The sequence below is a fragment of the Streptomyces sp. NPDC001985 genome (assembly GCF_040296845.1).
GTDB lineage: Bacteria > Actinomycetota > Actinomycetes > Streptomycetales > Streptomycetaceae > Streptomyces.
The window spans coordinates 66,114-91,123 of record NZ_JBEOYB010000028.1; the positions used below are offsets into that span (position 1 = coordinate 66,114).

A 25,010-nucleotide genomic window follows, 5' to 3' on the forward strand; every position below is an offset into this window, starting at 1 on the left:
CCTTCACACTTCCTCTCGTACGAGCTGAACCCGGCCGTCCGCCGCGCGCGCCGGTGCCTTCGGCGCCTCGCGGTCCGGTACGTGTGGCGGGGCGCCGCCCCCGTTCGGCGCGGGGCTCCCGGCCCGCCGCTGGGGCGCGGCGTGGTCGACGGCTCTGGTCAGCCGTCTGCGCGCCCGGTGCAGCCGGACCCGCATCGCCGCCGCCGAGCAGCCGACGACCCGGGCCGCCTCGGCGGGCCCGAGCCCGTGCCAGGCCGCGAGGACCAGCACCTCCCGGTCGTCGTCGGGCAGGGTCGCCAGGGCTCTGAGCAGCGCGTTCCGATCCGCCACATCGTCGGCGATATCGCCCGTGCCGGCGCCTGCCGAGCGCTCGGTCCACTCCCCCAGCTCGGCGGCGAACGACTCCCGTCTGATCTCCGCCCGCACGGTGTCCCGCAGCACATTGCGGGCCACGCCCAGCAGCCAGGGCAGGGGCTCCCCCGGCACATCGGCCCAGCGCCGCCAGGCGACGGCGAAGGTCTCGCTCACCACCTCGTCGGCGACCTGCCGGCCGGCTCTGCTGACCACATAGGCCCACACCCGCCCGCGGCAGGCGTCGTACATCGCGGTGAAGCGGTCCGCTTCCTCGGCCACCGCCCGCACCTCCGTCCCCTCCGGGTTCGATCTGTCATGGAGAAGTGGTGCGGCGGGGCCGATCGTTACAGCCCGCGCGCCGGCTCGTGGGAATCCGTGGCCCGCCCCGCTCGCGCTCTGATGACTCCCCGGAGGCGGAGACGGACGAGGTCCCGGACGAGAGGACCCGGCCGGGCCGGTGCGGTGCGGTGCGGTGCGGTGCGGACAACGGGTGGATACGCGAGGGCGCCCGCCTCCCCGAAGGGTGGCGGGCGCCCCTGCGCGCTCTCCGCGCTCCCGGTACTCCCGGTGCTCCCAGTGCTCCCGGTGCTCCCGGTGCTCCCGGTGCTCCCGGTGCTCCCGGCCGCGGACCCTAGCTGTGGGTGCGCAGCAACTGCCGCATCGTCCGCATCGCGACCGACAGATTCGCCAGGTCGAAGGTGTCCGAGCCCTGGATCTCCTCCAGTGTCGTCCGCGCCCGGCCCAGGATCGAGGCGTTCTGCTCCTCCCAGCTCTTGAACCGCTCCTCGGGGGTCGAGGCGCCGTTGCCCACCGAGAGGACATCGGCCGTCAGCATCGCGTGGGCCGCGTACAGGTCCTCACGGATCGACGCACGGGCCATCGACTGCCAGCGGTCGGCCCTCGGCAGCTCGATGATCCGGTCCATCAGCTGGGTGATCCGCAGCCGGTCGGCGAGGTCGTAGTAGACCTCGGCGACCGCCATCGGCTCCTTCTGGGTCCGGTCGGCGATGGCGACGATGTCCAGCGTCGGGAAGGCGGAGGAGAATCCGGCCACCCGCAGCCCCAGCTCCTCCGGCACGCCCGCGTCGGTCAGCTCCTGCAGAATGCGCTGGTACCACTCCAGATCGGCGCCGCGCAGCATCTTGGGCAGCTCGGCCCAGACCTGCTCCACCCGGGTCGCGAAGAACCCGATGGTCTCCTCCAGCTGGAGCGGCTGCGGCCGGTTGCCCAGCAGCCAGCGGGTGCCGCGCTCGACGAGCCGGCGGGAGTGCAGCCTGACCCGGGTCTGGACATCGGCCGCGACCTTGTTGTCCAGGGCCTCCACCGCGTCCCACACCGAGCTGAGGCCGAAGATCTCCCGGGCGGCGGTCTGCGCGCGGACGACCTCCTCGATCGACGCGCCCGTCTCCTCCCGCAGCCGGTGCAGGAAGGTGGAGCCACCGGTGTTCACGGTGTCATTGACCAGGACGGTGGTGATGATCTCCCGGCGCAGCGCGTGGTTCTCCACGGCCTCGGTGAACTTCTCCCGCAGCGGCCTGGGGAAGTACGCGTACAGCAGCCGGCGCAGATACGGGTCGTCGGGCAGGCTCGTCCCGATCAGCTCGTCCGCGACCGTGATCTTGGTGTACGCGAGGAGGACGGCCAGCTCCGGCTGGCTCAGCCCCCTGCCGTTGTTGAGCAGCTCACGGATCTGCCGGTCGTTGGGCAGGAACTCCAGCGAGCGGTCCAGCGCCCCGTCCCGGCCCAGGCGCCGCATGAAGCGGGTGTGGGCGTGGAGGAGGGAGGGCGACTGGGCGACGGCGTTGGCGAGGGCGACGTTCTGCGCGTAGTTGTTGCGCAGCACCAGGGCGCCGACCTCGTCGGTCATCTCCGCCAGCAGCAGATTGCGCTGCTTGACGGTCATGTCGCCGTCCGTCACGAGGGCGTTGAGCAGGATCTTGATGTTCACCTCGTGGTCGGAGGTGTCCACACCGGCGCTGTTGTCGATGGCGTCGGTGTTGACCCGGCCGCCGGTGCCCTCGGGACCGCCGCTGCGGGCGAACTCGATCCGGCCGAGCTGGGTCAGTCCGAGGTTGCCGCCCTCGCCGACGACCTTGGCCCGCATGTCGTCGCCGTTGACCCGGATGGCGTCGTTGGCCTTGTCGCCGACATCCGCGTTGGACTCGCCCGTCGCCTTCACATACGTACCGATTCCGCCGTTCCACATCAGGTCCACGGGGGCCTGGAGGATCGCCTTCATCAGCTCGGCGGGGGTGAGCTTGGAGACCTCGGCACCGATGCCGAGGGCGGCCCGAATGTGCGCGTTGACCGGGATGGACTTGGCGGTACGGGGGTGGATGCCGCCGCCCGCCGAGAGCAGCTTCTTGTCGTACTCGGCCCAGCTGGAGCGGGGCAGCTCGAAGAGGCGGCGGCGCTCGGCGTAGGAGGTGGCGGCGTCCGGGTTCGGGTCGATGAAGATATGGCGGTGGTCGAACGCGGCCACCAGCCGGATGTGCTCGCTGAGCAGCATGCCGTTGCCGAAGACATCGCCGGACATGTCGCCGACGCCGACGACGGTGAAGTCCTCGGTCTGGGTGTCGTGGCCCAGCTCGCGGAAGTGCCGCTTGACGGACTCCCACGCGCCGCGCGCGGTGATGCCCATGCCCTTGTGGTCGTATCCGGCGGAGCCGCCGGAGGCGAAGGCGTCGCCGAGCCAGAAGTCGTAGGCGACCGCGACCTCGTTGGCGATGTCGGAGAAGGACGCGGTGCCCTTGTCGGCGGCGACGACGAGATAGGTGTCGTCCTCGTCGTGGCGCACCACGTCGGCGGGCGGCACGACCTCGCCCGCGACCATGTTGTCGGTGATGTCGAGCAGGGCGGAGATGAAGGTCTTGTAGGCGCCGATGCCCTCGGCGAGCCAGGCGTCCCGGTCCACGGACGGGTCGGGGAGCTGCTTGGCGACGAAGCCGCCCTTGGCGCCCACCGGCACGATCACCGTGTTCTTGACCATCTGCGCCTTGACCAGGCCGAGGATCTCCGTACGGAAGTCCTCCCGCCGGTCGGACCAGCGCAGCCCGCCGCGCGCCACCTTGCCGAAGCGCAGATGCACGCCCTCGACCCGGGGGGAGTAGACCCAGATCTCGAACGCCGGGCGGGGCGCGGGGAGGTCGGGGATGGCCTGCGGGTCGAACTTCATCGACACATAGCCGTGGTGGGTCCGCTTGCCCTTGGCGTCGCCCGGGCCCTTGGCCTTGGTCTTGCCCTTGGTGGCGCCCTCGGCCCGGGTGTCGCCCGTGTTGTCGCCGGCTCCGGCGGCGCCCTGGAAGTAGTTCGTCCGCAGTGTGGCCTTGATCACGGTGAGGAAGGAGCGCAGGATGCGGTCCTCGTCGAGGCTGGCGACCTGGTCCAGCGCACCGTCCAGCTCTTCGAGGAGCCCATCGGTCAGCTCGGTGCCCGCGCGCTGGCGCTCGGGGGACATCCGGGCCTCGAAGAGGGAGATCAGCAGCCGGGTGGTGTGGACGTTGGTGCGGAGGGTGTCCTCCATGTAGTCCTGGCTGAAGGTGGCTCCCGCCTGGCGGAGGTACTTGGCGTAGGCGCGGAGCACCATCGCCTGCCGCCAGGTCAGACCGGCGCCCAGGACCAGCGAGTTGAAGCCGTCGTTCTCCGCGTCACCGGTCCAGACGGCGGCGAACGCGTCCTGGAACCGCTCCCGGGCGTCGTCGCCCAGGTAGTCGCCGTTGCCGGCGGTGGGCGGCATCCGCAGACCGAAGTCGTAGATCCAGGCGACGGAGCGGTCGGAGCAGCGCAGCTCGTACGGCCGCTCGTCCACGACCTCGCAGCCGAGGCGCTGGAGCACCGGCAGCACGGCGGAGAGCGAGACCTGCTCACCGGTGCGGTAGATCTTGAAGCGGCGCTCGCCGGGGGCCGCGCCGACCGGCTCGTAGAGGGAGAGGGCGAAGTTCCGGCCGGAGCTGGTGAGCGCTTCGAGGTGGACCAGGTCGGCGACGGCGGCGCGCGGGGAGTGGTCGGCCTTGTAGCCCTCGGGGAAGGCGTTGCCGTACAGGCGCAGCAGCTCGGCGGCGTGCTCCTCGCCCAGCTCGGCGGTGAGCGCGTCGGCGAAGCCGTCGGCCCAGGAGCGGGCGGCCTCGACCAGCCGTGCCTCGATGCGCTCGGTGTCGGCGTCGGTGAGGTGCGGCAGCTCGGTGCCCGGGGGGACGCGGACGACGAAGTGGATACGGGAGAGAATCGATTCCGTGTTCCACGCGGTGAAGTCGACGCTGGTGCCGCCCAGCTCCTCCTTGAGGATGTCGATCAGCCGCAGCCGCACCCCGGTGGTGTAGCGGTCGCGCGGCAGGTAGACGAGGGCCGAGTAGTAGCGGCCGTACTCGTCCTGGCGGAGGTAGAGCCGCAGCCGGCGCCGCTCCTGGAGGTAGAGCACGCTGGTGACGATGGTGCGGAGCTGGTCGACGGGGGTCTGGAACAGCTCGTCCCGGGGGTAGGTCTCCAGGATCTGGATCAGGTCGCGGCCGTCGTGGCTGTTGGGCGAGAAGCCCGCGCCTTCGAGGACCTCGGCGACCTTGCGCCGGACGACCGGCACCCGGCGGACGGACTCGGTGTACGCGGCGGAGGAGAACAGGCCCAGGAAGCGGCGCTCACCGATGACATTGCCGTCGTCGTCGAACTTCTTGACCCCGACGTAGTCGAGATAGCTGGGCCGGTGGACGGTGGCGCGGCTGTTGGCCTTGGTGAGGACGAGGAGCTTGTGCTCACGGGCCTTGGCGCGGGCGTCGGCGGGCAGCCGGCTGAAGGAGGGGCTGACCGGGTGCGGGTCGTCCTCGCTGTGGTGCGGGTCGGAGCGGAGGATGCCGAGGCCGGTCCCGGGGACCGCGGCCAGCGCGTCGTCCGTGGTCAGCTGATACTCGCGGTAGCCGAGGAAGGTGAAGTGATCGGCGGCGAGCCAGCGCAGCAGCTCGCGGGTCTCCTCCACGTCCTGGTCGAGCAGATCGGCGGCGATCGGCTCCTTCGGCAGCTCGTCGGCGATGCGCAGCGCGGCGTCGCGCATCTTCTCCCAGTCCTCGACGGCCTCGCGCACGTCCGAGAGGACCCTCAGCAGGTCGGAGGTGATCTGTTTGAGGTCGGCGCGGTCGGTCTCGCGGTCGATCTCGACATGAATCCAGGACTCGACCAGGGCATCGTGCGGGAGGGCACGGTTCCCCTTGGTGTGCTTGCTGTGCTCGTCGCTGTGGAGAACCTCGATGAGCCTGCCGGTCACATCGCGGCGGACCGTGACCTGCGGGTGGATCACGACATGGATGCCGCGGTTCTGCCGGGAGAGCTCATTGGTGACCGAGTCCACCAGGAAGGGCATGTCGTCGGTGACCACCTCGACGACGGAGTGGCTGCACGTCCAGCCGTTCTCCTCGACGGTCGGGGTGTGGACCCGCACATTGGCCGTGCCCTGCGGCCGGTTCTCCGCCAGCCGGTAGTGGGAGAACGCCGCCCCGTAGACGTCGACCGGGTCGCGGTCGGTGAGGTCCTCGGGTGCCGTGTGCAGGTAGTAGCGCTGGAGGTAGCCGAGCAGGGTGTCCCGGTCCGGACGCTGCTCCCGCTCGGACCCGGCGGGGAGGTGCCCCCAGCCGGGACTGTTCTCAGCTACCCGGGCCGCCCGTGCGAGCAGCTCGGCCTTGGCTTCGTCCAGCTTGGTCTGCATGTCCTCTGGCTCCTGTCGCGCGCCGTTGCGTGACGTAGGTGGAAGATGCGACGCGACGCCACGACACGGGGTGTCCGGTCGTGGTCGACGGTATGCCGCGATGAGAGTGGTCCGGACCGCATTCGACAAAATTCAACGAGGGGGCCGGCACCGGGGGATCACCGATCGCCCGGACGCGGTGGCGTTCCGGGCGCAGGCCGGGGGCTTCGCTGCCCCCAGGGCGTATCGCGCTGATCACGGCTCCAGGCTATCGCCCCGCACCCCCGAAGCGTCATGAGCCTTATGTGTACAAAAGCGGGGTGAGAAGTTTGACACTCTGCGCAGCGACACAGGCCCTCTTGGCAAGCACTCCCTGACGGTGCAGTTTGTCGGTGATGACACACGGTCGCCCCCGGCGGCACTGCGTCACCCGAACCGTCCTTTCCGTTCAGTCCGACCCCGGGAGCAGCCAGATGGCAGCCAAGGTCCTGATCGTCACCGGCGACGCCGCCGAGTCGCTGGAAGTCCTCTACCCCTACCAGCGGCTGCTGGAGGAGGGGTACGAGGTGCACATCGCGGCCCCCACCCGGAAGAAGCTCCGGTTCGTCGTGCACGACTTCGAGCCGGGCTTCGACACCTACACCGAGAAGCCGGGGTACACCTGGCCCGCCGATCTGGCCTTCTCGGAGGTCGATCCCGGGCAGTACGCGGCGCTGGTGATCCCGGGCGGTCGCGCCCCGGAGTATCTGCGGAACGACCCGGAGCTGCGCAAGATCACCAAGGCTTTCTTCGACGCGGACAAGCCGGTGGCCCAGATCTGCCACGGCCCGCTGCTGACGGCGGCGGCCGGTGGCCTGGAGGGCCGCCGGGTGACCGCCTATCCCGCCCTGGAACCGGATATGCAGGCGGCGGGGGCGAGTTTCCAGGACGCGGAGGCGGTGGTGGACGGCACCCTGGTCTCCTCCCGCGCCTGGCCGGACCACCCGGCGTGGATGCGGGAGTTCCTCAAGGTGCTGAAGTCGAAGGGCTGAGACCCGGCCGGGCCCGCGCACCGGGAGGCGCCCGGTGCGGGGCCGCCCGGGGCCGCCGGTGTGAGGCCCGCCGCGGGGCCCGGTGCCGCTGGGGCGAGGCGGGTGGCGGGGGGGGGTTGCGGTGGCGGGGGGGCGCGGTGGCGTGCGGCGCGGGTGGCGGGGACGGCCTCACGCCACCAGGCGTATCGCCTCGTCCACCGCTTCCTGGAGGGTGTCCACCACCGGCACCCCCACCGCTTCCAGACTGGCCCTGCTGTGCGACCCGCCCGTGTAGAGCACCGCTCGCGCGCCGACGTGCGCGGCGGCCACGGCGTCGTCCACCGCGTCCCCGATCACCACGGTGCGCTCCGGGGGCGCGGTGTCGGCGAGCGCCCGGAGGTGGCGCTCCATGTGCAGCGCCTTCGAGCCGCCGGAGGGGCCCTTGCGGCCCTCGACCCGGACGAAGTGGCTCTCGATGCCGTATCCGCGCACGACCGGGACGAGCTGGTCGTGCTCGTACATGCTCAGCAGGGACTGGCTGTGGCCCGCGAGCCGCCACTGGTCGAGCAGCAGCTCGACGCCGCTCGTCAGCCCGCAGCCGGTGCGCTGCTCGATGTAGTGCCGGTGGAAGGCGCCGTCCATCAGCTCCCACTCGGCGGCGGTCGGCAGCCGGCCCATCAGCCGCTCGTAGAAGAGGGGGATCGGTATGCAGTACAGCTCGCGGTACCGCTCCAGGGTGATGGGTTCGAGGCCGAGGCCGATCTCTGCGAAGGCGGCGTTGGTCGCGGCGATGACCGCGGTCACGTCGTCGAGCAGGGTGCCGTTCCAGTCCCAGACCAGGTGGGTGGCGGCGGACGCCCCCGGGCGCCCCGTCGTCAGCGCGCTGTTCCCCATGTGATTCCCCATGCGAAAACCGTACCCGCCGGGTCCGACAATCGGCTGATCTCCTTGAGAACGCGCAGGTCGGAGCGGTACGGCTCAGGACAGCAGGGCCGGGATCTCCTGCACTCCGTACCAGAGCAGCTCATGGTCCTCGGCCCCGTCGACCGTGAGCTGGGCGCCCGCGTCGCCCTGGTCGGCGGCCTCCAGCGCGCGGGCCGCCGCGGTGACATCGGCGACCGCGTCGTCCGCGTCGACATGCACCGCCGCCGCGCCGGTCAGCGGCACCGCGGAGGCGATCCGCAGCCGCCCGGGCGAGCCCGGGGCGGACGGCCGGCCGGGGTCGGCCGCCGCGTCCTGGTCGCGCACGTCCACGGCGACGACGACCCGCCGGCCCTGCTCCTCCGGGGCGTCGGCGAGCAGCCGGAGCGAGGCCGCCGCCGCCCGGCCGAGGGCCGCGTACTCCAGCTCCTCGACGTCGTCGGAGACGTACCACTCGCGCAGCCCCGGCGTGACGCCGTACGCGGTCACCGGGCCGGGGCCCAGTTCGCCCTCCGTGTGCGCCGCTGCGAGACCGGAGAGGGTCAGGGGAACGTACACACGCATGGGATGGCCGCTTTCGTCGTCGGGAGGCGACCTCAGGATACGGGGGAGGTAACTCTTTCGGGCTGCCGCTCCACCCCGGCCCGCCGTCACCCGCGCACCCCCGGTTCACCCCCGCGTCCCCGGTGTTCCCGGGGCCGGAGGCGGCCTCCTTCACCCGGTTCGGTGAACTTTCCGGGCCGCCTCCCCCGCGCCGCCCGCCCATTGCGGGCCCGGCGGGGGACCCCGTAGAAGATCCCCCAACAAGTTACTGGCCGGTATCGAGAGGTCCGGCCCGGTGAGCAGGGGGGACACGCATGAACAGGACGAGGCCGACGGGGCGACACGACCAGCGCCGACCCGCCGGGGTCACGGCGTCGGCGGTGGCCCGCGCGCGGCGGCAGCGCCCGCACTACTGGTTCGCCGAACGCCTTCTCGCGGTGCTCAGCGGTCAGCGCCCGGTGCACTGGATGCTGGGCCACACCGCCGGTGAGGCGTACGAGCAGCTGGTGCGGCTGGCGCCGGGCGCGCCGCTGCTGCCCGCCGACCGGGTGATGCCGGTCCTCCGGCACTGCGGCGAGTTCCACCCCGGCCCCGGCGTGATCGAGGCATTCGCCCGGATCGGCTCGGGCGACCGGGTCAGCGCGATGGCCTTCCGGCTGGAGCAGGGCCCGGACCGGCGCTGGCGCTGCTCGGCCGTGGAGCTGGGCGGCGAGCGCGCCGCCCTCGCCGCCGCCCGGGAGTAGCCCCCCGGAGGCCCCCGCGAGCCCGCCCGGGGGCCCGGGAGCCCCCCGAGCCCGCGCCCGGAGCCCGCCGGAGGCCCCCAGGGGCCCGCGGAACCCGCACCGGTCCTTTCTCCGCCCCCCGGGTGGCCCCGGGCCCCACAGGGCCACAGAAGCCACCCCGGACACACCGGGAACGGACATCGGGCCGGACGCCGCTGTGGCGTCCGGCCCGATACCGGTGATCCCCCGCCCCGCGAACGGGGCGGGCGGTGCTACTTCTTGCGGCGGCGGCCCGAGCTCTTCTGGGCCTTGCGCCGCTCGGCGCGCGTCATCCCGTCCGACTCGGAGCGGGCGGGCTGTCCGTCGGTGTCGAAGTCGCCCTCGATCACACCGCCCTCGCCGTCCACCGTGGGCGCGGAGAAGTGCAGCCGGTCCGGACGCTGCGGGGCCTCCAGGCCCTTGGCGCGGATCTCGGGCCGCGCGGCGGGAACCGTGTCCTTCTTCTCCAGCGAGGGACGGTCGGCGGCGTCCTCGACCGGGACCTCCTCGACCTGCTGCTCGACCTGGACCTCCAGGTTGAACAGATAGCCGACGGACTCCTCCTTGATGCCGTCCATCATCGCGGTGAACATGTCGAAGCCCTCGCGCTGGTACTCCACGAGCGGGTCCTTCTGCGCCATGGCGCGCAGACCGATGCCCTCCTGGAGGTAGTCCATCTCGTAGAGGTGCTCGCGCCACTTGCGGTCCAGGACCGAGAGCACCACACGGCGCTCCAGCTCGCGCATGATGTCCGAGCCGAGCTGCTTCTCGCGCTCCGCGTACTGCGCGTGGATGTCGTCCTTGATCGACTCGGCGATGAACTCGCCGGTGATCCCGGCGCGGTCACCGGCCGCGTCCTCCAGGTCCTCGATGCCGGTCTTCACCGGGTAGAGCTGCTTGAAGGCGCTCCACAGCCGGTCGAGGTCCCACTCCTCCGCGAAGCCCTCGACGGTCTCCGCCTGGATGTAGGCGTCGATGGTGTCGTCCATGAAGTGGGCGATCTGCTCCTGGAGGTCCTCGCCCTCCAGGACACGGCGGCGCTCGGCGTAGATGACCTTGCGCTGCCGGTTGAGGACGTCGTCGTACTTCAGGACGTTCTTGCGGGTCTCGAAGTTCTGCTGCTCGACCTGCGACTGGGCGGAGGCGATGGCGCGGGTCACCATCTTGTTCTCGATCGGGACATCGTCGGGAACATTCGCCATGGCCATCACGCGCTCGACCATCTGGGCCTTGAACAGGCGCATCAGATCGTCACCGAGCGAGAGGTAGAACCGGGACTCGCCCGGGTCGCCCTGACGGCCGGAACGGCCGCGCAGCTGGTTGTCGATACGCCGGGACTCATGGCGCTCGGTGCCCAGCACATAGAGCCCGCCGAGGTCCTTGACCTCCTCGAACTCGGCCTTCACGGCCTGCTCGGCCCGCTCCAGCGCGTCGGGCAGGGCCGCGGCCCACTCCTTGACGTGCTCGATCGGGTCCAGGCCCCGCTGGCGCAGCTCCGCCTCGGCGAGGTCGTCCGGGTTGCCGCCGAGCTTGATGTCGGTGCCGCGGCCGGCCATGTTGGTCGCGACCGTGACGGCGCCCTTGCGGCCGGCCTGGGCGACGATGGTCGCCTCACGGTCGTGCTGCTTGGCGTTGAGCACCTCGTGCTGGACACCGCGCTTGTTGAGCTGCTGCGAGAGGTACTCGGACTTCTCGACCGAGGTGGTGCCGACCAGGATCGGCTGGCCCTTCTCGTGCTTCTCGGCGATGTCGTCCACGACGGCCGCGAACTTGGCGACCTCGGTGCGGTAGATCAGGTCCGACTGGTCCTTGCGGACCATGGGCCGGTTGGTCGGGATGGGGACGACACCGAGCTTGTAGATCTGGTGGAACTCGGCCGCCTCGGTCATCGCCGTACCGGTCATTCCGGACAGCTTGCCGTAGAGAAGGAAGAAGTTCTGGAGGGTGATCGTGGCGAGGGTCTGGTTCTCGTCCTTGATGTCCACCCCTTCCTTCGCCTCGATCGCCTGGTGCATGCCCTCGTTGTAGCGGCGGCCGGCGAGGATACGGCCGGTGTGCTCGTCGACGATCATGACTTCGCCGTCGATGACGACGTAGTCCTTGTCCTTCTTGAAGAGTTCCTTCGCCTTGATGGCGTTGTTGAGGTAGCCGACGAGCGGGGTGTTCACCGACTCGTAGAGGTTGTCGATGCCGAGCCAGTCCTCGACCTTGGCGACACCGGCCTCATGGATGGCGGCGGTCCGCTTCTTCTCGTCGACCTCGTAGTCGCCGGTCTCCTCGATGCCCTTGAGCTGGTTGCCGGGCTCGCCCTTGGTCAGGCGCTTCACCAGCTTGGCGAAGTCCCCGTACCACTTGGTGGCCTGGTCGGCGGGGCCGGAGATGATCAGCGGCGTACGGGCCTCGTCGACGAGGATCGAGTCGACCTCGTCGACCACGGCGAAGTTGTGGCCGCGCTGGACCAGCTCGTCCTGGGACCACGCCATGTTGTCGCGCAGATAGTCGAAGCCGAACTCGTTGTTCGTGCCGTAGGTGATGTCGCACGCGTACTGCTCACGGCGCTGGGCCGGGGTCATGTTCGCGAGGATGCAGCCCACGGTCAGGCCGAGGAAATTGTGAATCCGGCCCATCACCTCGGAGTCGCGCTCGGCGAGGTAGTCGTTGACCGTGATCAGATGCACGCCCTTGCCGGAGAGCGCGTTGAGATACGTCGGAAGGGTGCCGACGAGGGTCTTGCCCTCACCGGTCTTCATCTCGGCGACATAGCCGAGGTGCAGCGCGGCGCCGCCCATCAGCTGAACGTCGTAGGGACGCTGGCCGAGGACGCGCTTGGACGCCTCGCGGACGGTGGCGAACGCCTCGGGAAGCAGATCGTCAAGGGTCTCGCCATTGGCGAAGCGCTCCTTGTACTCCTCCGTGAGCGCCCGCAACTCGGCGTCGGAGAGGCTCACGAAATCCTCTTCGATGGAGTTGACCTGGTCCGCGATGCGGTGCAGTTTGCGCAGGATCTTGCCTTCGCCTGCACGCATGAGCTTGTTGAAGACGGACACTGAGGCTGGTCTCCTTGCCGATCGGGCCTGGCTGGGTCGTGGTGAACGCCGGCGCGGGCACGGCAGGCGGGCCCCACCGCAACGGCCATCGTAAGCGAGGACCCCGCTGGGTCGGGAGGTGCGCGGTCCGGCAGGCCCGCTGTCACCCGCTCTGAGAACGCGCGGGAGCCGTGGAAGGTGCCGCGGACGGAGAGGAAAAGTGCTCGCACCGCTCCCCCGGTGACCGGAGAATCCGGTCATGGAGCCGATCACCCTCACCACCGAGCGCCTGCTGCTGCGCACCTTCACCGACAGTGACACGGAAGCGGTCCATCAGGCGTGTCAGGACCCCGACATCCAGCGCTGGACGACGGTCCCCTCGCCGTACGGACTCCGGCACGCGGAGGAGTTCACCCGGAAGCTGGTCCCGGAGGGCTGGGAGGCCGGGACCATGTGCACCTTCGCCGTGCTGCCCCGGGCGGGCGGCCCGCTGATGGGCTCGGTCGGAGTGACCCTGCGCACGTACTCGGGCACCTGGGAGATCGGATTCTGGACGGCGAAGGAGCACCGGGGGCGCGGCGTCATGACGGAGAGTGTGCGCGCGGTGGCGCATCTGCTCTTCACCCGGCTCGGCGCCACCCGGCTGGAGTGGCGGGCCGAGGTCGGCAACACGGCTTCGCGCGCGGTCGCCGAGAGGGCGGGCTTCACCGTCGAGGGCGAGCTGCGGGCCGGCCTGCTGAACAAGGACACGCTCCGTGACATCTGGGTGGGCTCGCTCCTCCCCTCGGATCTGGGCCTGACCAGCCGTTACGCCTATCTCCCCGCCCACCCGCGGCCCGGCACCCAGAGCCGCCCGGGCCCGCGGGCCGGGGCGGAGGGTGAGTGAGGAGGACCCGGGGGGCGGGCACGGGCTGTCGGTGCCGCCGTCTATCGTGCGGACCATGACGACGCTGCCTCCTCCCGTTGCCGAACTCTCCGCCGACGAGGCCCGCCGGATAGCGCTGCGCTCCCAGGGGCTCCTGGGCACGCCCGACCGGCGGGCCGGGGTCCGCGGAGTGCTGCGGCACCTGGGCGCCGTCCAGCTGGACACGATCTCCGTCCTGGCCCGCTCCCACGAGCTGATCCCCTACGCCCGGCTGGGCGCCGTCGGCCGCCGGACCGTCGAGGACGCGTACTGGACCGAGGGCCACAGCTTCGAGTACTGGTCCCACGCGGCCTGCGTCCTGCCCGTCGAGGAGTGGCCGCACTTCGCGTTCCGCCGGCGCGCCTACCGCGCCCGCCCGCAGTGGCACCACGACCTCCCGGACGGCGTGTACGACACGGTGATCCGGCAGCTCCGCACGGAGGGCCCGCTCACCGCGACGGAGCTGGGCGGCGCGAAGAACGGCGGCGAGTGGTGGGACTGGTCGGCCTCCAAGGTCGCCGTCGAGCGGGCGCTGATGTACGGCGAGGTGGTGTGCACGGAGCGGCGCGGCTGGAAGAGGGTGTACGACCTGGCGGAGCGGGCGATCCCCGCCGGTCTGCTCGGCGACGAACCGGACGACGCCGAGTGCCTGCGCCGGCTGGTCCGGCTGGCCGGGCAGGCCCTGGGGGTGGGCACCCGGTCGGACATCGCCGACTACCACCGGCTCAGGGGCGAGGAGTTCGACGCGGTGGTCGCCGACTCCGGTCTGGTGCCGGTGAGGGTCGAGGGCTGGTCCAAGCCCGCCTGGGCGGACCCGTGGGCGCTGTCGACCATGCCGCGCGGGCGTCACCGCACGACGCTGCTCTCCCCCTTCGACTCGCTGATCTGGGAGCGGGCCAGGACCGAGCGGATCTTCGGGTTCACCCACCGGCTGGAGGCCTATGTCCCCAAGCCGAAGCGGGTGTACGGATACTTCGCGATGCCCCTGCTCTCGGGCGGCCGGCTGCTGGGCCGGGTCGATCCGGCGCGCGAGGGCACGACGCTGGTGGCCCGCCATGTGTCGCTGGACACGCCGAAGGCCGTGGAGCCCATGGCGCAGGCGCTGCGGGAGGCGGCCGGGTGGGTGGGCTGCGACACGGTCCGGGTGGAGCGCGTGGACCAGCCCGAGCTGGCCGCCGGTCTGGTCTCGGCTCTGGGCTGAGCGCCGCCGGCCCCGCTCGGGCGGCGCCCGGGCGGGCGGAGGGACCGGGCGAGGGGGACGGACGGGGCGGAGGGACGGACGGGGCCGCGGGCGGACCAGCGGCGGCCGGGCCGGGCCTCGCCGCCCCGGAAGCACGGCCGGGTCAGCGGATTTCCAGGATCTTCTCCCGCATCGCGTAGACCACGGCCTCCATTCTGGAGTGGAGCTGGAGCTTCTCCAGGATGTTGCGGACGTGGTTCTTCACCGTGTTCTCGGAGATGAACAGCTCCTTGGCGATATCCCGGTTGTTCATTCCCGTGGCGACCAGTTTCAGCACCTCCAGCTCCCGGTCGGTGAGCCGGGGCGCGGGCACGAGACGGCGCTCGTCGGTGCGCTGGATCATCGATTTGAATTCGGTGAGCAGCTTGGACGCCATGGAGGGGCTGATCTGCGACTGGCCGTCGGCGACCGCCCGGATCGCCGTGGCGACCTCGTCGGTGGAGATCTCCTTGAGGAGGTACCCGGTGGCACCCGCCTTGATCGCGTCGTAGAGATCGGCCTCCTCGTCGCTGATCGTCAGCATGATGATCTTCGCACTGGGGGCCACCTCCTTGATCGACGTGCATGCCTCGATACCGCCGCGCCGGGGCATGCGCACATCCATCAGCACGATGTCCGGGAGGAGGTCCGCGGCCTTGTCGACCGCCTCCGCCCCGTCCCCCGCCTCGCCGACGACCTGGATGTCCTCCTCCTGGGCGAGAACGATCTCCAGTCCCCGCCGGAAGAGGGCGTGGTCGTCCACGACCAGCACCCGGATGGGCTCGGCGCGGCTGCCACCCGTGGTGGCCGCGCCGACGCCGGCGACCGGGCCCCCGGCGTCGGCCGTGTCGTCGTGCACCGGCCCGAAGCTGTGCGCCATCGTTCCTCCCCCTGAAGGCAGTGGCCTGAAGGACATGTCAGGTTCGCCAACACCTGCGCACGGGGCACGGGTTGGCCTGAGAGTCCATGCTTTCATGCCTGGACGGCGCAGCGGTGATCCCGCGGGTCGCACGGTGGTGCCCCCGAGGGCGCACAGGGCGCTCCGGGGGCACCACCGGTCCTGCTTCCCCGGGTGCCGGGGCGGCGGGGTCAGCCGCCCAGGGCACCTCCGGCGCCGCCTGCCTCCGACCCGGCCAGCGGGTCGGTCTCCAGGTGGATGACGCCGTAGTCGTAGGCGTGTCGCCGGTAGACGACACTGGGCTGCTTCGTCTCGGAGTCGACGAAGAGATAGAAGTCGTGCCCGACCAGCTCCATTTCGTAGAGCGCCTGGTCGAGCGTCATCGCGGCGGCCGTGTGGACCTTCTCGCGGACCACCAGTGGTCCCTCGCCCTGGACTTCGAGCGGGCCGATCCTGGTGGTGGGAATGGTTTCGGGCTTGTCCTCCGAAGCGGGCTTGCCCTGGGCGTCCAACTCGGCGATACCGGGGACCACATCGGGCACCTCGGCGGCCGACAGCCGTCCGTTGCCGCGGCGTGTGAAGCGCTTGTCGTGCTGCTTGCGCAGCCTCGCCTCCAGCTTTCCGGTGGCGAGGTCGAGCGCTGCGTACGGGTCGCCGGCCGCGGCCTCGGCCCGGATCACCGGACCCCGGGAGTGGAGTGTGATCTCCACCCGGTCGGAACGGTCGGCCTGCCGCGGGTTGAGCTCCTTGGACACTTCAACGTCCAGGCTGATCACCTTGGCGTCAAGCTTCTGGATCTTGTCCAGCTTCAGCTTCTCGGCCACGTGCTTGCGGAACCGCTCGGGCACCTCGGTCTTGCGGCCCTTGACGACGATGTCCACGCAGAACTCCGTTCCCGGATTGCTCCGCCCGCCGGTGGCTGCGGAGCGTCTCCCTCTTGCACCAGACCCCGGTGAATGTTCCGGAGTCTCGGACTAGGCGACTTTCACCTCCTCCTCCCCAGTCGACAAGATCCCCACCCCACCAGCTCTCGGGGTTTTCCGTTGCCCCGAATCCCTGGCCGGAAGCACAGCAGTGCATTCGCTGAGGTACGGCATCCCTTTCGCGGACCCTCACAACCGAACATAGCTCGATTGGACTGATGTCGGCACCCGCTACCAGCAACAACCTCCGTTCAGAGCATTTTCGGCTCTTACTACCTGCAACGTTGCGCCTGCCCCGTCAGTTCCGGTTTATTTCTGCGATCTGGGGTGCCGTGGCGACGACGGCGGCGGTAGCCGGGGTGCGCCCGGGGAGGGACACGTCCCGCAGCGCCCGTGCCGCCTCGGCCAGCGAGGCGCCCGTCGTCATCAGATCGTCCACCAGCACCGCCCTGCCGCCCTCCAGCAGCCGCCCGGCACCGGCGACGGCCTCCAGGGCCCCGGAGAGGTTCTCCACCCTCTCGCGGGCGGTCAGGCCCGACTGGTCGGCGATCTCCCGCCGCTGCCGCAGCACGGGGAGCGCCGAGGCCCGTGTCCCGGTGCGCCGCAGCTCCCGGGCCGCCGCGAGCGCGACCCGCCGCCCCGCGTCGTGCCCCCGGGCACGCACCGCCCGCCGGGACGAGGGCACGGGCACCAGCAGCAGGGGCGCCTCCCCCGCCCATGGCGCCCCCGTGGCACGGACCCCGGCGGAGCGCCGCGCCACCGAGACGGCACACGGCGCCGCGGCGGCCCGCACCGCGACCGCGAGCGCTCTCCCCAGGGGCCGGGCGAGACCCAGCGCCCCCCGCTCCTTGTGGGCGATGAGCACCGCCCGTACCGCGTCCCCGTAAAGAGCCGTCGCGTACACCTCCGGGAGGCCCGGGGGCTCGGGGTCGGGCCTCGCACGGCGCGCGGCGGAGCCGTACAGCTCCCGCGCGCACTCGTCGCACAGCGGTGTGCGCGGGGCACCGCACCCACCGCACGCGGCCGGCAGCACCAGGCCGGAGATCTCCTGCCACCACCCCCGCATGACCACCACTGTGCCAAGGCTCCCGGACCCCCGCCACCCCTGTGGAAAACTCCCGGAACGGCGGAATCCGGGACGGCGGCGGACCGGGCGCGCCGGGGCGGATCAGCCCGGGTAGACGGGTGCCGAACCCTTGGTGACGACCGTCTGCCAGTTGGCTCCCGCCGGGAGCCGCACAATGCCGTCGCCCCCGGAGTGGGCCACCAGCGGACGGCTCCCGTCGTCGGAGGCGGCGACCGCCCTCACGCTGTTGAGGCCGGGCACCACGGACGCGGGCGAACTGGAGCCGTCGGTCTGGATGTACCGCACCTGCTGCACGCCGCCGGACTCCTTGCCGACCACCACGAGACGGCTGGGACCCGCCCAGGACACCGCCGTCACCGTCTCCATCTGAGGCGCCGCGTTCCGCAGCTCGGCGACGGACACGACCTGGTCGTCCTTCGGCCCCTCGCGCTCCACCCGGCCGATCTTCAGCGTGGTCCTCCCGTCCTTCGTCAGAAGGAGCGCGATCCGGGTGGCGTCGGCCGACAGCCGCAGCGACTCGACCCGGGCACCGTCGAGGCCCTGGACGATCCCGACCTCCTCGGGCTCGCCCCCGCCGTCCTCGAAGCGCAGCAGGGCCGGGCGCGCGGGGTCCCGGTCGGCGATCCACAGATCGCCGCGCCCGTCCCAGCTGGGCGCCGAGAGCCGCTGGTGCGGCAGGGCACCCTTGCTCTGCGCCACCAGGGCCGCCCCGGCGCCGTCGGAGGTGATCGACGCGACGTGCAGCTGCTTGTGGTCCTTGGAGACGGCGGCGGCGGTGCTCTCGTCGCGGGCGACCGCCACCTGGCTCATCCGGTGCGCCCCGCTGCCCAGCGGCCCCACCACGGGCACCGGCTTGTCCTCGGCGTCGTCCGGCAGCACGGCCAGCTGGTCCCGCTCGTCCACGAAGTACTGGTTGCGGGCCCGGGCCGAGGACTGGTCGGGGGCGTACCCCTCCTCCTGGCCACTGGGCAGGACGCAGAGCGATGTGCCGTTGGCGCGCTGGAGCTCCACCTGGTCGACCCGGGTGGAGGACAGGTCCTTGAGCGTGAAGAGGATCTGGGTGGCCAGCCGGTTGCACTGGGTACGGCCCATGCCCGCCGCCTTCTCGTTCAGCGGCACCTTGAGCGTGTTCCGGTCGTCGAACGTGAGGGACTTGACGCCCTTCTTCAGCGCCGTACCGGCCGGGACGGACGATTCCACCACCGGCCCCAGCCAGTTCGTCGGCCCGTCCAGCAGCGCCTTGACCGACTGGGTGACGGGGTCCATCCGGGTGACGGGGTCCATCCGCTGTCTGATGAAGATGGGATCGGCGACCACAGTGGGCCGCCCGGCGGCGAAGTAGAACTTGTTGACCGGCCGGTAGTTCCGCTGGAAGTCGGAGGCGCCCAGCACCAGCCCCGGCGGCAGGCTGTCGATCCGCCACTGCTTGCCGTCGGGCCCGCTGTGCCGGCTCAGATGGATCGTCTTGTGGTAGTCGGCGGGCGTGATCGCCTGATAGGCGTGCTGCGCGTCCACCGTGGCGATCTGCCGGCCGTGCAGCGGATAGTCCACACCCGGGTTGTCCCGGCCGCCGGGCCGGGGCTCCCCCTGATCGGGGGCGGCGGCCAGCACCGTCGTCCCGGCCTCCGGACGCCACTTCTTCGACATCTCGGGGGTCAGATAGGCGCGGGCGGTGGCGAAGTTGGCGTCGTCGCTGGTGATCGCCTCCAGGAAGCCGGTGACGACCTCGCTGGGCAGCGCCCCCTTGCGCGGCGGCACCGCCTCCACCCGCACCTGGGAATCGGCGCGGGGGGACGCCTTGACGGCACGGATGTCACCGCTGCTGGGCATCGAGGCGCACCCGGCCAGCAGCACTCCGCTGCCGCCGAGCAGCGCGCCGAGGCGCAGCGCCCCCCGGCGGCCCTTGCGGCGATGGTCAGCGCCCACGATTCGGGTCCTCCCGGTCCGGCGAAGTGTGTGTCACGGAGCCGTCGTGCCGCTCCGCCGGGCGGGCCACCACCCGGGCGCCGCTGCCGGGCAGCGCGGTGGGATCGACCCCCGGAGGAGGTGCGGCCACCGGCAGCGCCGAACGGGCCGCCACCGACTGAACGGGTACGGTCGCCAGCAAGTGCCCGGAGCCCTGCTGCCCGGCCGGGGGATCGGCCGCCCGCTCCCGGTTCTGCCGGGAGTCCTCCGGCTCCAGGGGTATCGGCGAGCCCCGCAGCGGCTCGTCCGCGGTGCGCGGCAGCGTCAGCCGGAACTGGGAACCCCCGCCGGGCTCACCCCACGCCTGGAGCCAGCCGCCGTGCAGCCGGGCGTCCTCGACCGCGATGGAGAGGCCGAGACCGGTGCCCCCGGTGGTCCGCGCCCGGGCCGGGTCGGCCCGCCAGAAACGGTTGAACACACGGGTCGCCTCACCCGGCTTCAGGCCCACGCCGTAGTCCCGCACGGCGACCGCGACGGCCCCGCCGGCGACCGCCATGCGCACCACCACGTCCCTGCCCTCGCCGTGCTCGACGGCGTTGACCACCAGGTTCCGCAGCACGCGCTCGACCCGGCGGGCGTCGGCCTCCGCCACCACGGGCTGCTCGTCGCCGATCACCCGTACCCGGCTGCCCTTGCGCTCGGCGAGCGGTTCGGCACCGCCGATCACCCTGCGCACAACCTCCCGCAGATCTATCGGCTCGGCCTCCAGCGCCGCCGCACCCGCGTCGAAGCGGCTGATCTCCAGCAGATCGGAGAGCAGCGACTCGAAGCGGTCGAGCTGGTCCCCGAGCAGCTCGGCCGAGCGCGCCGTCACCGGGTCGAAGTCGACACGTGCCTCATGGATGACATCGGCCGCCATCCGGACCGTCGTCAGCGGGGTCCGCAGCTCGTGCGAGACATCCGAGACGAAGCGGCGCTGCATCCGCGACAGCTCCTCCAGCTGCTGGATCTTCAGCTGAAGGTTCTGCGCCATCTTGTTGAAGGCCTCGCCGAGGCGGGCGATGTCGTCCTCGCCGGTGACCTTCATCCGCTCCTGGAGGCGGCCGGCGGAGAGCCGCTCGGCGATCCCGGCGGCCATCCGCACGGGTGTCACGGTCTGCCGCACCACCAGCCAGGCGATGGCCCCCAGCAGCACCGTCACGAACAGCCCGGCCGTGGCGAGCGTCCCCCTGACGAGACCGAGGGACTGCTCCTCCTGCGCCAGCGGGAAGAGGTAGTACAGCTCATAGGGGTTGCCGTCGATGTCGTTGAGCCGGGTGCCGACGACCAGCCCGGGCTCCGGCTCGTGCTCGCCGTTCTTGTACACGATCTGGGTGTACGTCTCGAAGGTGCCGGTCCCCTGCCCCACGGTCGCCCGCAGATCCTCCGGTATGGACGCCACATTGACGCTTCCCGAGGTCCGCGGCCCGCGGTTGGGTCCCCCGCCCTCGGAGTCGGCGCTCAGCGCCACCACGTTGAAGGCGCCCTGGCCGCCGCTGGCGAGCTGCTCCACCAGATCCGACCGCCAGGAGCTGTTCGCGGCCCGGCCGTCGTCGGTGCCGCCGCGCCCACCGGGATCGGCCGGCTCGTTGGCGCGCTCCCGCGCGACGGCGAAACCACCAGCTGCCTGGCTCTGGGCCGCCTGCGACTTGGCGTCGAGGAGTCCGTTGCGCACCTGGCCGATGACGACGAAACCGAGGAGCACCACCACACCCAGTGACATCAGCAGTGTGGTGACCACGACCTTGAGCTGGATGTTCCGCCGCCACAGCCGCACAGCGGGCAGCAGCGGACGGCGCAGCCAGCGCATCACGAGCCGGACCAGCGGACGCCCGGACTCCCCGTCGCGGCCCGGCCGCCCGCCCCGCGGCGGACGGCCGGCTCCCGACGGCCCATGACCCGGTCCGGCAGCCCGCCCCGTACGGACTCCCGGATTCCCGGGCTTCGGAGCAGTGCTGCCCTGGGACATGTCAGCTCGGCCCGGCCTTGTAACCGACACCACGGACGGTCACCACGATCTCCGGCCGCTCCGGGTCCTTCTCGACCTTGGACCGCAGCCGCTGGACATGAACATTCACCAGCCGGGTGTCAGCGGCGTGGCGATACCCCCACACCTGCTCCAGCAGCACCTCACGGGTGAACACCTGCCACGGCTTGCGTGCGAGGGCCACCAGCAGATCGAACTCAAGCGGGGTCAGCGCGATGGACTGCCCCTCCCGCTTCACCGAGTGACCGGCCACGTCAATGACCAGATCCCCGATGGCCAGCTGCTCCGGCGCCGGCTCCTCCGACCTCCTCAATCGCGCCCGGATACGGGCGACCAGTTCCTTCGGCTTGAACGGTTTGACAATGTAGTCGTCGGCCCCTGACTCCAGGCCCACGACCACGTCCACGGTGTCGCTTTTCGCAGTGAGCATCACGATCGGCACACCGGACTCGGCCCGGATCAGCCGGCAGACCTCGATGCCGTCCCGTCCGGGCAGCATCAGGTCCAGCAGCACAAGATCCGGCTTGGCCTCACGGAAAGCGGCAAGTGCCTTGTCACCGTCCGCTACGAACGACGGCTCGAAACCTTCACCACGCAGCACAATCCCGAGCATCTCGGCCAGTGCGGTGTCGTCGTCGACGACAAGGACTCGTCCCTTCATAATCGACATCATCCCATTAGCTAATCGTGACCTGGCGTGACCTGGCACACAGCGCCGCTATTCCGTCCCCGGTGACCGGCGACAACGTGCCCGTCTCGGTCACGATCGCCGTGATCAGTTCCGGTGGTGTGACATCGAAGGCGGGGTTGTACGCCTGGGTGCCCAGCGGCGCCAGCGGCAGCCCTCCCCCGGCCGCCGGCCGCTGGGGCGCGGGCAGCTCCGTCACCTCGTGGGCCGACCGCTGCTCGACCTGGATCGACGCGCCGTCGGGGGTGTCCCCGTCGATCGTCGTCGTGGGCGCGACCACGATGAACGGCACATGGTGGTACTTCGCCAGCACCGCCAGCGGATAGCTCCCCACCTTGTTCGCGACGGAACCGTCGGCCGCGATCCGGTCCGCGCCGATGAGCACCGCGTCGACCTTCCCCGCCGCGAACAGCGAGCCCGCCGCGTTGTCGGTGAGCAGGGTGTACGGGAGACCGTTGCGCGCCGCCTCGAAAGCCGTCAGCCGCGCGCCCTGGAGCAGCGGACGGGTCTCGTCCACCCAGAGCCTCCGCAGCCGCCCGGCGCGGTGGGCGCTCAGCGCCACCGCGAACGCCGTGCCCTCCCCGCCCGACACCAGCGCCCCGGTGTTGCAGTGGGTGAGGATGCGGTGACCGCCGCCGGGCAGCAGCTCGTCGAGGAGCGCGAGCCCGTGGCCGGCCATCCGGGAGCTGGCCACCGCGTCCTGCCGGTGCAGCTCCACCGCCGCCGCGAGCGCCGCCCGGGCGGCCCGCTCGGGCCCCTGCCCCGCCGCGGCCCGGTACGCCTCCGCCGCCAGCCGCACCCCGTACCCCAGGTTCACCGCGGTGGGCCGCGAACCCGCCAGCTGTACCGCGGCCTCCTCCACGTCATAGCCCCGTGCCGCCGCGAGAGCCACCCCGTAGGCGCCCGCGATGCCCAGCAGCGGCGCGCCGCGCACGGCGAGCGTCCGAATCGCCCGCACCAGCGCGGGAACGTCCGTGCAGACCAGTTCGGTCTCCTCGGCGGGGAGCCTGGTCTGGTCGAGAAGCACCAGGACCGGCCCGTCGGGAGGCTCCTCCCAGCGCAGCACCGGCATCGTGGGCGGCTCGTCGCGGGCCGTGTTGTGCGCGTACTGATCAGCCATTGGCCCAGTCTGCCTGGTGAGCCACCGACATTGAAGGCACGAAGGAGATACCGGCCCCACCCGCCGACCGGCCCCGCGTGGCACGATGGCTGCCAGCCTGCCGAACTGACACACGGACGGCCCCTGTGCACATGTCGGTTCTCCGAACCGACCTCACAACCGATTCATGAGGTGGACGACTGTGAACGACACTCCGGGCTGGGCCTCGCCCGGGTCCGCTCACTCCGACGGCCGGAACGCGGACGTGCCCCGTCCCGCCGAGCCCTCCGACGGGACCGGCACCGCCTCGAAGTGGTCCAGCAACCAGCCGCCCCCGAGCCAGTGGTCCGCACCCTCCGGCCCGGGCCAGTACGGACCACCGCAGCCACCGCCGCCGCCGCACGGCTGGGGCGGCGGCCCGCCGCAGGGCAACTGGGGTCAGCCGCCCGCCGCCAGACCCGGTGTCATCCCGCTGCGCCCGCTCGGCGTCGGGGAGATACTCGACGGCGCCGTGTCCACCCTGCGCGCCCACTGGCGCACCGTGCTCGGCATCACGGTCACCGTCTCGGTGATCGCCCAGATCGCCAGCGTGCTGGCCGAACGCCATCTGCTGCCCGACCCGGTGGCGGTCGACGCCGACCCCGGCTCCGCGGAGTACATGCGGCAGACCGTGGACGCGACGCAGGCCGGCCTCGTCGAGCTGATCCCGACGATGCTCATCACCCTGATCGCCACGCTCTTCATCACGGCGCTGCTCACCGTCGTGGTCAGCCGCTCCGTGCTGGGACAGCCGGTGACCCTCGCCGGGGCATGGCGCGAGGCCCGCCCCCGGCTGCTCCAGCTCTTCGGCCTCACCCTGCTGCTCCCGCTGATGGTCGTGGCGATCGGAGGAGCGGCCATGCTGCCCGGCCTGGTCCTGGGCGGCACGGCCGGGGAGACACTGCTCGCCCTGGGAACACTGGCGGCCATTCCGCTCGTCCTCTGGCTCATGATCCGGTTCTCGCTGGCCTCGCCCGCTCTGATGCTGGAGCGCCAGGGGATCATCGCGTCCCTGCGCCGCTCGGCCAAGCTCGTCCAGGGCACCTGGTGGCGGGTTTTCGGCATCTTCCTGCTGACCCTGGTGATCACCCTGCTCGTCTCGATGATCATCGCGGTTCCGTTCACGGTGATCGGCTTCATCGTGGACGGCAGCGGCTTCGGCGATCTCCTCTCCGGCCGTACGCCCGACTTCGGCTGGCCCTTCCTGATCACCACATCCATCGGCTCGGTGATCGCCGCCTCCCTCACCTACCCGGTCTCCGCGGGTGTGAGCGTCCTCCTCTACATCGACCAGCGCATCCGCCGCGAGGCACTCGACCTCGAACTCGCCCGCGCTGCCGGCATCCCCGGCTACACCGGCGACCCCGGCAGCGGGCCCGGGAACTGACTCCGGGTTCACCACGGGGGTGCGACGGCCCGATCGCTGATCAGCACAGGCGATGACGCCCTGGTCGGCACGCCGCGCACCCCCGCAGCCCGCACCCGTGAGACAGCCCGGCACAAGCTGCCCCGGCCCCGGGTACCCGAGAGCGCCCCGAGCCTCCTCCAGAGCGCGTACAGCCGCTCCTGGGGGTGGGCCGGGAATCATCCCCGGCACAGCCCCCTTCGTCACCACCCCGGTGGACTCACCGGACGGTTCGCCATAGGCCCGCTCACCGCCCTGTGATGACGGCCCACCACCTCCCGGCCCACTCCACGCACAGAGGCGACCTGCCACGTCGTACGGCTCACCACCCGCTCGTACGGTCCGCTGGGACCGGCCGCCATGGCCAACGCCCGCGCCCCGCTGGAGCCGGCACCCGAGACGGATCAGCACAGCTTCCGGAAAAAGGTCCTGAACGCAGAAATGCCTCAGCCCCCCGGACCATAAAGATCCAGGGGACTGAGGCTAAAAATTGTTCGGCGGCGTCCTACTCTCCCACAGGGTCCCCCCTGCAGT

The 25,010-nt window shown here is 71.3% G+C and carries 17 protein-coding genes; 5 read left to right on the forward strand and 12 right to left on the reverse strand.

Features of this window, described 5'->3' with window-relative positions:
- Positions 1-3: 3 nt before the first annotated feature.
- Both ABT122_RS15140 and ABT122_RS15145 read right to left on the reverse strand, forming a co-directional pair.
- On the reverse strand, positions 4-633 hold the full coding sequence (locus tag ABT122_RS15140; RefSeq protein WP_351550909.1) for an RNA polymerase sigma factor: 630 nt from the start codon (positions 631-633) through the stop codon (positions 4-6).
- 352 nt (positions 634-985) lie between these two features.
- On the reverse strand, positions 986-6,043 hold the full coding sequence (locus ABT122_RS15145) for an NAD-glutamate dehydrogenase (RefSeq protein WP_351550912.1): 5,058 nt from the start codon (positions 6,041-6,043) through the stop codon (positions 986-988).
- Positions 6,044-6,495: 452 nt separating this feature from the next.
- Between ABT122_RS15145 and ABT122_RS15150 the strand changes: the two genes are divergently transcribed.
- On the forward strand, positions 6,496-7,053 hold the full coding sequence (locus tag ABT122_RS15150) for a DJ-1/PfpI family protein (RefSeq protein ID WP_351550915.1): 558 nt from the start codon (positions 6,496-6,498) through the stop codon (positions 7,051-7,053).
- Between the two features lie 168 nt (positions 7,054-7,221).
- Here the strand turns inward: ABT122_RS15150 and ABT122_RS15155 are convergent, their stop codons facing one another.
- Together ABT122_RS15155 and ABT122_RS15160 are read right to left on the reverse strand one after the other, a co-directional pair.
- Positions 7,222-7,938 (reverse strand): HAD family hydrolase, encoded by a 717-nt coding sequence (locus tag ABT122_RS15155; RefSeq protein ID WP_451068882.1) that lies wholly within the window; start codon positions 7,936-7,938, stop codon positions 7,222-7,224.
- 72 nt (positions 7,939-8,010) lie between these two features.
- A complete protein-coding gene (locus ABT122_RS15160) occupies positions 8,011-8,517 on the reverse strand; it encodes a DUF6912 family protein (protein ID WP_351550918.1) in 507 nt (168 codons plus the stop codon).
- A gap of 293 nt (positions 8,518-8,810) precedes the next feature.
- On the opposite strand from ABT122_RS15160, the gene ABT122_RS15165 reads away from it, so the two are divergent.
- Positions 8,811-9,239, forward strand: coding sequence for an Rv3235 family protein (locus ABT122_RS15165; RefSeq protein ID WP_351550921.1), 429 nt, complete (start codon positions 8,811-8,813; stop codon positions 9,237-9,239).
- Between the two features lie 251 nt (positions 9,240-9,490).
- Here ABT122_RS15165 and secA read toward each other — a convergent pair whose 3' ends face one another.
- Complete coding sequence (gene secA / locus ABT122_RS15170) at positions 9,491-12,304, reverse strand: preprotein translocase subunit SecA (RefSeq protein ID WP_351550924.1); 2,814 nt, start codon at positions 12,302-12,304, stop codon at positions 9,491-9,493.
- Positions 12,305-12,542: 238 nt separating this feature from the next.
- Here secA and ABT122_RS15175 point away from each other — a divergent pair, with 238 nt between their 5' ends.
- Positions 12,543-13,169 carry a GNAT family N-acetyltransferase gene (locus ABT122_RS15175; RefSeq protein ID WP_351550927.1) on the forward strand — a complete coding sequence of 209 codons (627 nt, stop codon included), beginning with the start codon at positions 12,543-12,545 and terminating at the stop codon, positions 13,167-13,169.
- Positions 13,170-13,224: 55 nt separating this feature from the next.
- Positions 13,225-14,388, forward strand: coding sequence for a winged helix-turn-helix domain-containing protein (locus ABT122_RS15180; RefSeq protein ID WP_351550930.1), 1,164 nt, complete (start codon positions 13,225-13,227; stop codon positions 14,386-14,388).
- 142 nt (positions 14,389-14,530) lie between these two features.
- Here the strand turns inward: ABT122_RS15180 and ABT122_RS15185 are convergent, their stop codons facing one another.
- The 7 genes from ABT122_RS15185 to mtnA form a co-directional block, all read right to left on the reverse strand.
- Positions 14,531-15,286 carry a response regulator gene (locus ABT122_RS15185; protein ID WP_351550933.1) on the reverse strand — a complete coding sequence of 252 codons (756 nt, stop codon included), beginning with the start codon at positions 15,284-15,286 and terminating at the stop codon, positions 14,531-14,533.
- Between the two features lie 209 nt (positions 15,287-15,495).
- Positions 15,496-16,185: a ribosome hibernation-promoting factor, HPF/YfiA family gene (gene hpf, locus ABT122_RS15190; RefSeq protein ID WP_351550935.1), complete on the reverse strand. Its 690-nt coding sequence runs from the start codon at positions 16,183-16,185 to the stop codon at positions 15,496-15,498.
- A 340-nt stretch (positions 16,186-16,525) separates the two neighbouring features.
- Positions 16,526-17,293, reverse strand: coding sequence for a ComF family protein (locus tag ABT122_RS15195; RefSeq protein WP_351550938.1), 768 nt, complete (start codon positions 17,291-17,293; stop codon positions 16,526-16,528).
- 102 nt (positions 17,294-17,395) lie between these two features.
- Positions 17,396-19,240 carry an LpqB family beta-propeller domain-containing protein gene (locus ABT122_RS15200; RefSeq protein ID WP_351550941.1) on the reverse strand — a complete coding sequence of 615 codons (1,845 nt, stop codon included), beginning with the start codon at positions 19,238-19,240 and terminating at the stop codon, positions 17,396-17,398.
- The gene (gene mtrB, locus ABT122_RS15205; RefSeq protein WP_351550943.1) at positions 19,230-21,227 is read right to left on the reverse strand and encodes an MtrAB system histidine kinase MtrB; all 1,998 of its coding nucleotides are present in this window, start codon (positions 21,225-21,227) and stop codon (positions 19,230-19,232) included. The genes ABT122_RS15200 and mtrB overlap by 11 nt, the downstream gene beginning before the upstream one ends.
- 1 nt (position 21,228) lies before the next feature.
- Positions 21,229-21,918, reverse strand: coding sequence for a two-component system response regulator MtrA (gene mtrA / locus ABT122_RS15210; protein WP_187438793.1), 690 nt, complete (start codon positions 21,916-21,918; stop codon positions 21,229-21,231).
- Positions 21,919-21,922: 4 nt separating this feature from the next.
- On the reverse strand, positions 21,923-23,053 hold the full coding sequence (gene mtnA / locus ABT122_RS15215; RefSeq protein ID WP_351550945.1) for an S-methyl-5-thioribose-1-phosphate isomerase: 1,131 nt from the start codon (positions 23,051-23,053) through the stop codon (positions 21,923-21,925).
- 181 nt (positions 23,054-23,234) lie between these two features.
- Between mtnA and ABT122_RS15220 the strand changes: the two genes are divergently transcribed.
- Entirely contained in the window at positions 23,235-24,458 is a 1,224-nt protein-coding gene (locus tag ABT122_RS15220; RefSeq protein ID WP_351550948.1) for a DUF7847 domain-containing protein, read from the forward strand.
- The last annotated feature ends 552 nt before the right edge of the window (positions 24,459-25,010 follow it).